This is a genomic window from Streptomyces sp. NPDC005402, from assembly GCF_040606575.1.
In the GTDB taxonomy this organism is placed as follows: domain Bacteria; phylum Actinomycetota; class Actinomycetes; order Streptomycetales; family Streptomycetaceae; genus Streptomyces.
This window is the reverse complement of sequence record NZ_JBEXFB010000014.1, coordinates 240,793-250,535: the sequence shown is the minus strand read 5'-3', so window position 1 is coordinate 250,535 and position 9,743 is coordinate 240,793. Positions and strand designations below refer to the sequence as shown.

The following is a 9,743-nucleotide window of genomic DNA, read 5'->3' as shown; positions in this document are numbered from 1 at the left end:
TCACACAAACCCTTTCCCCCCCCACCACTCTCTCCCTATCTCGAGCACCAGCGATGCGCCCCGCAACCGCCGCCGGAACCCCGCCACTCATCGTCTCAAAAGACCTACTTCGGCTGCGGCTTGCGCACCGACAGGTGCAGCTCCCTCAGCCGGGCCTCCTCCAGCTCCGTCGGCGCGCCCATCATCAGGTCCTGGGCGTTGCCGTTGAGCGGGAAGGAGATGGTCTCGCGGATGTTGGGCTCGTCCGCGAGGAGCATGACGATGCGGTCGACGCCGGGGGCGATGCCGCCGTGCGGCGGGGCGCCGAAGCGGAAGGCGCGCAGCATGCCCGCGAACTTCTCCTCGACGGTCTCCCGGTCGTAGCCCGCGATCTCGAAGGCCTTCAGCATGATCTCGGGCTCGTGGTTCCGGATCGCGCCGGAGGACAGCTCGACGCCGTTGCAGACGATGTCGTACTGCCAGCCGAGGATGTCCAGCGGGTCCTGGGTCTCCAGGGCCTCCAGACCGCCCTGCGGCATGGAGAACGGGTTGTGCGAGAAGTCGATCGCGCCGGTCTCCTCGTCCTTCTCGTACATCGGGAAGTCGACGATCCAGCAGAACCGGAAGACGTTCTCCTCGAAGTGCCCGGCACGCTTGGCGGCCTCGACGCGGACCGCGCCCATGATCTTCGAGACCTCGTCGAACTCGCCCGCGCCGAAGAACACCGCGTGACCGGCGGCCAGCGACAGGCGCTTGGTCAGCTCGGCGACGTTCTCCTCGGTGAGGAACTTCGCGATCGGACCGGTCAGCGAACCGTCCTCGGCCACCCGCACCCAGGCCAGGCCCTTGGCACCCTGCGAGACCGCGAAGTCACCGAGCTGGTCGAAGAACTTCCGCGGCTGCGCGGAGACGTCCGGCACCGCCAGCGCACGCACATGCTTGCCGGCGAACGCCTTGAACTCCGAGCCCTCGAACACGTCGGTGATGTCGACGAGCTCCAGCTGGGCCCGCAGGTCCGGCTTGTCGGAGCCGTACTTCAGCATCGCCTCACGGAACGGGATCCGCGGGAACGGGGACGTGACGTGACGGCCGTTGCCGAACTCCTCGAACAGCTCCGTCATGAGCTTCTCGATCGGCTGGAAGACGTCCTCCTGCTCGACGAAGCTCATCTCCACGTCGAGCTGGTAGAACTCGCCCGGCGAACGGTCCGCACGCGCGTCCTCGTCACGGAAGCAGGGCGCGATCTGGAAGTAGCGGTCGAAGCCGGAGATCATCAGCAGCTGCTTGAACTGCTGCGGCGCCTGCGGAAGGGCGTAGAACTTGCCCGGGTTCAGCCGCGAGGGGACCACGAAGTCGCGGGCGCCCTCGGGGGAGGTCGCCGACAGGATCGGGGTCGCCATCTCGTTGAAGCCGAGGGCGACCATCTTCGAGCGGATCGAGGCGATCACCGACGACCGCAGCATGATGTTCTTGTGCATGCGCTCGCGGCGCAGGTCGAGGAAGCGGTACTCCAGGCGCCGCTCCTCGTTGACGCCGTCCTCGGTGTTGATCGTGAACGGCAGCGGGGCGGCCGCGCCGAGCAGCTCGACCTCGCCGACCTCGACCTCGATCTCACCGGTGGGCAGGTCCGCGTTGACGTTCTCGGTGCCGCGGGAGACGACCTTGCCGTCGACGCGGACCGTGGACTCCTTGGTCAGCTTGTCGAGGGCCTCGTACGCGGGCGTGCCCGGCCGGGCGACCAACTGCGTGATGCCGTAGTGATCGCGCAGATCGATGAAGAGGATGCCGCCCAGGTCGCGCCGATTGTGCAGCCAGCCACTCAGTCGGACGTCGGTACCGACGTCAGAGGAGCGGAGCTCGCCGCAGGTGTGGGACCTGTACCGATGCATCGTCGTTCATCCAGTCTTCGCGGATCGGGGGTGTGTTTCACGTGAAACAGCTCCCAGCCTACCGGGGACCCCGAGATCGCCTCCCCATCATTACGACTCGGCCAACAGTGGCACTCCCGGATCTCCTGTTCCTAAGGTGGGGCAATGCGCACTGGCGAGCCCCTGCCCGCGGTGGGGGACGTCCTCACCGCCCTCGCGACCGGCCTGTGGCACTGGGACACCGCCACCGAACTGGTCACGGTCGATGCCGAGGCCGCTCGACTGCTCGGGCTGCCCCCCGAACCGGCCACCCTCACGGAAGCCCAGGCCAGGGCCCGTCTGCACCCGGTCGACTGGAACGAAATCATCAGTGTCGTCGGTCTCGCCGTCGCCGAGGACACGCTCGCCGAGGTCCGGATCAGGATCATGGACGAGCGAGGCGTCGTCACCCGTACCGTGCGCAGCCGCTCCAAGCCGTCCTACGACGCCGAAAAGAAGTCCTTCCAACTGATCGGCACCCTCCAGGAGGTCACCGAGCCGACCCCCGGCACCCCCGCCGGACGCACCGCCGTCACCGGTGACTGGCGCCGCTCCCGCGAGGCCTTCCTGCTGGACGCGGGCCGCGCCCTGGCCGAGGCCCGCTCCACCGCCGAAGTGATGCGGGTGGCCGCGGGCCTGTCCATGCCGGGCTTCAGCCCCGACGGCCTGGCCGTCTTCGGCGTCGAGGGCGACCGCCTGACGATCATCGGCCACCACGGCCAGCAGCCCGGTGACGAGAGCCCCTTCTCTCACATGTCCCTGGCGACGGACTACCCGGCCGCCGAGGTCGTGCGCACCGGCCGCGCCGTCTATCTCTCCAGCCCCGAGGCCTACCGCTCCCGTTACCCGGTCACCTGGCCGCTCGCCCAGCGCTTCGACCGCCAGTCCTGGGCGTTCCTGCCGCTGACGGTGGCCGGCCGCACCATGGGCGCGTGGATGGCGGGCTTCGCCTACCCGGTCGCGTTCACACCCGACGAGCGCTCGGTCCTCACCACGGTGGCACGCATGCTGGCCCAGGCCCTGTCCCGCGCGGGCCTGGCCGAGTCGGAACGCGAACTGACCGACGGCCTCCAGCGCTCGATGCTCCCCACCCTGGGACCGGAGATACCGGGCATGACCGTCGCCGCCCGCTACGTTCCCACCGGCGGCGGCCTCCAGGTCGGCGGCGACTGGTACGACATGATCCCGCTGCCCGGCGGCACCTCCCGGACGAAGCCGGGGGAAGGACGGTTCGCCCTGGTCATCGGTGACGTCCAGGGTCATGACGTACGGGCGGCGGGCCTGATGGGCCAGCTCCGCATCGCCCTGCGCGCCTACGCCGCCGAGGGCCACCGCCCCGACGCGGTCCTCTCCCGCGCCTCCCGCTTCCTCAACGGCATGACGTACGGCGTCGACGACCCCTCCGACACGCGCTTCGCGACCTGCCTGTACGTCGAGGTCGACCCCGTGACCGGCGTCCTGGAGGTGGCGCGGGCCGGGCATCCCGACCCGGCGATCCGCATGGCCGACGGCACGGTTCTGGCCCGGCGCACGGAGGGCGGGCTCCCGCTGGGCATCGACCCGGACGCCGACTACCCCACGACCCGGATCACCCTGGAGCCCGGCGAGACGCTGATGCTGTGCACCGACGGGCTGATCGAGACCGGCGGCCACGACTTCGAGACCGGCTGGAAGCGCATCCGCGCCATCCTGGAGACCCACGACGGCGGCCTGGAGGAACTCGCCGACGCCCTGATCCAGGCCGTCCACGGCCCCTCCTCCCACCACACCACCGGCCCCCTCGCCGACCGCCGCGAGGACGACATCGCGGTCCTGCTGCTGTGCCGCCAGGGAGATGCCTGCTGCGGGGACACGGTCGTCGCGGCTCCGACGGTCCGCCGCACGATGCTCTCGGTGGCCCAGGCGGAACCCGAACGGGTCGCGGTCGCCCGCCAGCAACTGCGCGAACTGCTGCACGACTGGCCCTCCGCCGACCAGGTCGACTCGGCGGTCCTGCTGCTGTCCGAGATGCTGACCAACGTCCTCGTCCACACCGACGCGGACGCGCTGCTGCTCGCGGAGGTCCGCGGTGAGACGGGCGAGCGCCGGATGCGGATCGAGGTCACCGACACCAGCGACGACCTCCCGCACAAGCGCCGCCCCGGCGAACTGGCCTCCTCGGGCCGCGGCCTGATGCTGATCGAACTGCTGGCGGACGGGTGGGGGGTGGACCCCCAGGGCGAGGGCAAGAGCATCTGGTTCGAGCTCTACGAGTCCTCGGGCGAGGTCTCCGCGTAAAGCGCGTCAACACTCGCCACGTCGTCACCCTTTCAGGTGTGCGCCGAGCGACTGGCGGCGAGGGCTACCGCACCGCCTGCACGATGAGGGCCCTGCCGTGATCCGACCGCACGCAAGGAAGTCGCATGGGCAAGCCCGCATCCCCGAAGGACCGCGCCAAGGGGTCCTCGTTCTCAGTGTCGTACGAAGGCGCCCAACGTGACCCCTCTTCCAACCACATCAAGCTGGGGACCGGCGGGTTCTCGTTCAAGGGTTCGACCATAGCCCTGATCGCCCTCGCCGTGCTGGCCGCGGCCGGCGCGGCGACCTACGTGTCGCTGGCCGGCCAGGGGCAGGGCAACCCCAGCCGTGCGAGCGGGACACCGAGCACGATCGCCACATCAGGTGGAGTCGGCACCGACACGGCGGCGCCGACGAAGTCCGGCCCGCCGACGTCGGGTGGCCCTCAGGCAGCCGGCGCACAAGTGGCGGCGGTACGGGAGCACCGCAAGGTCGTCCTGCGCTCCGGATCCAACGTGGACCTGGACTTCACCAACCGCTTCTCCGACATCGTCTTCTCCCTGCCGGCGAAAGCCGACGACGGCTACACCATCGTCGGCGAGAACGGCGACCTCGCCGCCGTCAACGGCCCCGCGACCGCCGAGAGTTGCTCCGCGGCCACCGAATTCGGATTCGCCATCGACCAGAAGAACATCCGCAGGGGACTCACGGCGTGCGTGCTCACCGACGAGAACCGGCTCGCGGCCATCACCGTCCTCGGCTGGCAGGCGAACGACGAGAACTACGCCGGCGGCCTGTCGTCCGTGACCATGGACGTCACCACCTGGGAGAAGCCCGAAGGCGCGGCCTGACGCCCGGGCGAGAGCGTTCCGTGCCGCCCCTCGGGTGACTCGAAGGGCAGCACGCGCATCCGTGGCGGAGGACCTACAGCCCGCCCTCGGTCATTCCGTGCACGGCCGGTACCGTCCCCAGCCGTCCCTTCTGGAAGTCGTCGAACGCCTGCTGGAGTTCCTCACGGGTGTTCATGACGAACGGGCCGTAGTGGGCCATCGGTTCGCGGATGGGCTGTCCGCCCAGCAGCACGACCTCCATGTCCGGCGTGTGGGAGTCCTGCGTTTCGTCCGCGCGGACCGTCAGGGAGCCACCGGCTCCGAAGACCGCCGTCTGGCCCAGGTGGATCGGCCGGCGCTCCGCACCCACCGAACCGCGACCCGCCAGCACGTACGCCAGACCGTTGAAGTCCTCACGCCACGGAAGGGTGATCTCGGCACCCGCCGCGACCGTCGCGTGGATCATCGTGATCGGGGTGTGGGTGATACCCGGACCCTGATGACCGTCCAGCTCACCGGCGATGACGCGGAGCAGCCCGCCACCGTCCGGCGTGGACAGCAGCTGCACGTTGCCACCCCGGATGTCCTGGTATCGCGGCGCCATCATCTTGTCCTTGGCCGGCAGGTTCACCCACAGCTGGAGACCGTGGAAAAGGCCGCCGGACATGACGAGCGCCTCCGGCGGCGCCTCGATGTGGAGAAGACCCGAGCCGGCCGTCATCCACTGGGTGTCGCCGTTGGTGATGGTGCCGCCACCACCCTGCGAGTCCTGGTGGTCAAAGATCCCGTCGATGATGTAGGTGACGGTCTCGAAGCCGCGGTGCGGGTGCCACGGGGTCCCCTTCGGCTCTCCCGGCGCGTACTCCACCTCGCCCATCTGGTCCATCATGATGAACGGATCCAGGTGCCGGTAATGGATCCCGGCGAACGCCCTGCGCACCGGGAATCCCTCGCCCTCGAAGCCACTCGGCGCGGTCGTCACGCCGAGGACGGGACGGGCCACCGCGTCCGCCGTCGCGGCCACGCGCGGCAGGGTCAGCGGGTTGTCGACAGTCACTGCAGGCATGTCGGTACCTCCTTGTGGTGCGAGTTTAGTTGAGCATTGAACTTTCTGCCACCTCTAACGGCGAAAGCCCGGAGGGCATTCCCTCCGGGCCGTTCCGTACAGGCCGTACCGCCTCAGTTGCTGAAGTACAGGTACTTCCATGCCCCGTACGTCGTCGAGTTCACGGTGTCACCGGACGAGCCGTTGACGTACACCGACCGCATCCGTGCCCGGATGCCGGACTCACCGGGTGCCTCGAGCGTGACGGCCGACTTGCCGTTCGTACCGAGCGGGAAGTACTGAGAGTCCGCCGAGTACCAGGTGCCCTGGTAGTAGACCTGGAGGTCGAAGCGCTGCTGACGGCCCGAGTAGTAGGTCATCGTCGTGGTGAGCAGCGGGTCGGTGTTCTTGTGGAACCAGTAGTACGAGGTCGAGCCGATCTTCGCCGTCTTGTAGTGCTTGGAGACGGCCGTGGAGATCTTGACCCGGGCGTACGCCGTGGAGGCCACCGTCTTCGGCTGGTTGCGGGCGTCGCCCGAGAAGACCGCGGTGACCTTCGTGTCGCGGGTCATGTCCACCACGGCGGAGATGTTGCCGTCGGCGTTGACCGTGCCGGTCTTGATCAGCTTCTTCCCCTTGTCGCTGCCGAAGGGGTCCGCGTAGATCGAGACCGAGCGGCTCTTGTACGTCTTACCGAGGTGCGCGGTGAACTTGACGTCGGTGCCGTAGTTGTACAGCTTGCCGTTGTTGTTCAGGCTCAGCGTGGTGGCGACGCGGGAGACCTCGACGGTGTCGGAGGCGGTGGCCGCGGTGTGCGTGGCGTCGCCGGCGTACTTCACCTTGTACGTCACCTTGCCGCCGGCCGGCGGGGTGTTGGTGAAGGAGTACGTGCCGTCGGACTTCACCGTGACGGCCGGCAGCGCCTTGCCGTTCGGGCTCTCCAGGTCGGTGCGGGTGACCGAGAGCCGGGCCCCGGCGGGCAGCGGTACCGTGGCCGAGAGCTTGCCGGTGACGGTGAGCGACTTGCCGCGGGTGGCGGTGGCGGGGGCGTTGACCGTAAGGGTGGGGACGTTGAGGTTGGGGTCGGTGAGCACCTTGACCGTGTAGCCGCCGCTGCCCGCGACGAGGGCGAAGACCCGGGAGGAGTCACCGGCCCAGGCCACGTCGGCCGCGGGCTGGGTCCCGGTGCTGTAGGTGCGGACCGGCTGCGTGGCGTTCGGCCGGTAGATCGCGACCTTGGTGCCGGTGACCTGGGCGATCAGGCCGCTGCGTCCGACGTCCGCCAGCTGTCCGCCCGGGTAGGCGCCGGCCTTGGTGAGGGTGCCGTTCGCGTAGGCGTGCCGGTCGGTGCCGTTGACGAGCACCTTGTCATCGCCGGCGACGAGGTCGATGTCGCCCACGCCGTCGTTCAGCTCGTATGAGTTGTCGTTCCAGGCGATCACCTTGGGCGTGCCGCTCGACACGTCGAGGACGGCCTCGGTGCCCGTGGAGTCCCCGGTCTCGCCGACGGCCAGCAGGCCCGGCCGCAGCGGGTCGGTGTCCAGCAGGGCCTGCCCCCACATTCCGATCCCCGTTCCCTCGGCCGGGATCTGGGCCAGCGCCACCGGGTCGGTCCCGCTCGCCGGGTCCACCGCCGGGTCGACCGAGCCCAGGTCGCCGTCCCACTGGTCGCCGTAGGAGAACCAGACCTTGCCCGCGGCGAAGACCACGTGGCGTGGGCCGGCGCCGGTGGCGACCGGGTAGCGGGCCTTGACCTGGAGGTCGGCCGCGTTCAGGGCGACGATCTCGTGGCTGCTGGGCAGGGCCGCGTAAAGGGTGGCGCCGTCGTCGGACACGGCGAGGTCGCCGGCGTTGTCGAGGCCGGTGGCCTGTGCGACGAGGGTGCCGTTGTAGTCGGCGGCCAGGATCTGGCCGTCGGCCTGGTCGCTGACGAAGACCCGCTTGAGGGCGTCGTCCACGACGAGGCCGCCGGGGCTGGTGACCACGGCGGAGGCGGCCGAAGCGGTGCCGGCCGCGGCGACGCCGAGCGCCACCGAGCTGAACATGACCGCGAGCGCCGTCGCGGCCGAGGTGCTGCGCATGCGCACAGTGATGAACCCCCACAGAGAATCCCGGTGGTGCCGGGAGAGCTGAAAGCGCCGCGCGGCGTCCGGACGCGAACCGCTGGAAGGCGGTGGCGTGCGGGGCGCGGCTGCCGGAGGGAACTCTATGGCATGCCTGTGACAACCGTAGGGGAATTGCGCGCCGGGGAGCGACGGCTACCCGTACATCCGCCGCATGGCGAACTCGACCATCTGCTCCACGGCCTTCGCGTCGAAGACGATCCGGTGCTCCCCCTCCATGTCGAGGACGAACCCGTACCCGGTCGGCAGCAGGTCGAGGACCTCCGCGCCGGTGATGACGAAGTACTTGGACTCCTTGCCCGCGTACCGCCGCAGCTCCTTGAGCGTGGTGAACATGGGGATCACCGGCTGCTGGGTGTTGTGCAGGGCGAGGAAGCCGGGGTTGTCACCGCGCGGGCAGTAGACCTTGGACGTGGCGAAGACCTGCTGGAAGTCCTCCGCCGACAGCTGCCCGGTGGTGAAGGCGCGCACCGCGTCCGCGAGGGACGGCGGGGACGGCTCGGGGTACAGCGGCGGCTGCTGGCCGTACCCGCCCGCACCGCCGCCCATGGGCTGCTGCGGCGGGACGCCGTACTGCTGCTGGGCACCAGCGTTCTGGTCGTAGCCGTACATGGGCGTAAGCGTACCGAGGGGGGCGGGGTCGGCGGGCGGCTACCGGCACCCGGGAAACCGACAGCGACCCGACAGCCGCCGGCCCTGGGCCGGCGGCGACCACGGCTCGTAGCGTCGGTGCATGCGCAGACATGGCGATGACGAGGTGCACGAGCACGACAGAGGGCTCTCCTACGACCTTCCCGTGCTCGCCCGCCGACGGATGATCCGGCTCCTGGCCGGAGTGGGGGCGGGGGCAGGTCTGGCGCCCTTGGCGGGCTGCACCGCCGAGGACAGCTCTTCCGCCGCGGGGGACTGTGCCGCCGTTCCCGAGGAGACCGCCGGCCCCTACCCCGGCGACGGCTCGAACGGCGTGAACGTGCTGAAGGAGAGCGGGGTCGTCCGCAGCGACATCACCAGGAGCTTCGGGGATTCCGCGGGCGGCACCACCCGGGGTGTGCCCCTGACCGTGAGACTCACCGTCGTGGACGCCGCCTCGGGCTGCGGCACCCCGAGGAAGGGCGCCGCCGTCTATGTGTGGCACTGCGACCGGGAGGGCGGCTACTCGCTGTACACCGACGGGGTCACCGACGAGAACTATCTGCGCGGCGTCCAGGAGACCGACGGGAAGGGGGAGGTCACCTTCACCAGCGTCTTCCCCGGCTGCTACACCGGCCGTTGGCCGCACATCCACTTCGAGGTCTACGGCAGCCTCCGGGACGCGACGAGGGCCACCGCGATCACGAGCACCTCGCAGCTCGCGCTCCCGAAGGACGTCTGCGACACGGTGTACGCGACCGAGGGCTACGAGCGCAGCGTGGACCATCTCGGCCGGCTCTCCCTGGAGTCGGACAGTGTCTTCGGGGACGGCCACGACCGGCAGCTCGCGGCGGTCGAGGGGAGCGTCGAGAGGGGGTACACCGCCACGCTGACCATCGCGGTGTGAACCGTCACAGATGGCCGGATCGGGGTTGCGACTTATTACCGACGG

7 protein-coding genes are annotated in these 9,743 nt (G+C 69.7%); 3 read left to right on the top strand and 4 right to left on the bottom strand.

Going from position 1 to position 9,743, the window contains the following annotated elements; all coding sequences use genetic code 11:
* Nucleotides 1-104: 104 nt before the first annotated feature.
* Entirely contained in the window at nucleotides 105-1,868 is a 1,764-nt protein-coding gene (aspS, locus tag ABZT02_RS27090) for an aspartate--tRNA ligase (protein WP_356021656.1), read from the bottom strand.
* A gap of 144 nt (nucleotides 1,869-2,012) precedes the next feature.
* Here aspS and ABZT02_RS27085 point away from each other — a divergent pair, with 144 nt between their 5' ends.
* Both ABZT02_RS27085 and ABZT02_RS27080 read left to right on the top strand, forming a co-directional pair.
* Entirely contained in the window at nucleotides 2,013-4,163 is a 2,151-nt protein-coding gene (locus ABZT02_RS27085; RefSeq protein ID WP_356021654.1) for a SpoIIE family protein phosphatase, read from the top strand.
* Between the two features lie 125 nt (nucleotides 4,164-4,288).
* Nucleotides 4,289-5,014 carry a hypothetical protein gene (locus ABZT02_RS27080; protein ID WP_356021652.1) on the top strand — a complete coding sequence of 242 codons (726 nt, stop codon included), beginning with the start codon at nucleotides 4,289-4,291 and terminating at the stop codon, nucleotides 5,012-5,014.
* A 73-nt stretch (nucleotides 5,015-5,087) separates the two neighbouring features.
* On the opposite strand, the gene ABZT02_RS27075 is transcribed toward ABZT02_RS27080, so the two are convergent.
* From ABZT02_RS27075 to ABZT02_RS27065, 3 genes are all read right to left on the bottom strand, one after another.
* Nucleotides 5,088-6,059, bottom strand: a complete 972-nt coding sequence (locus ABZT02_RS27075) for a pirin family protein (protein ID WP_356021650.1) — start codon at nucleotides 6,057-6,059, stop codon at nucleotides 5,088-5,090.
* 113 nt (nucleotides 6,060-6,172) lie between these two features.
* The gene (locus tag ABZT02_RS27070) at nucleotides 6,173-8,119 is read right to left on the bottom strand and encodes an Ig-like domain repeat protein (RefSeq protein WP_356021648.1); all 1,947 of its coding nucleotides are present in this window, start codon (nucleotides 8,117-8,119) and stop codon (nucleotides 6,173-6,175) included.
* A gap of 177 nt (nucleotides 8,120-8,296) precedes the next feature.
* On the bottom strand, nucleotides 8,297-8,773 hold the full coding sequence (locus tag ABZT02_RS27065) for an SseB family protein (RefSeq protein ID WP_356021646.1): 477 nt from the start codon (nucleotides 8,771-8,773) through the stop codon (nucleotides 8,297-8,299).
* 121 nt (nucleotides 8,774-8,894) lie between these two features.
* Here ABZT02_RS27065 and ABZT02_RS27060 point away from each other — a divergent pair, with 121 nt between their 5' ends.
* The gene (locus ABZT02_RS27060; RefSeq protein ID WP_356021644.1) at nucleotides 8,895-9,698 is read left to right on the top strand and encodes an intradiol ring-cleavage dioxygenase; all 804 of its coding nucleotides are present in this window, start codon (nucleotides 8,895-8,897) and stop codon (nucleotides 9,696-9,698) included.
* Nucleotides 9,699-9,743 lie beyond the last annotated feature (45 nt).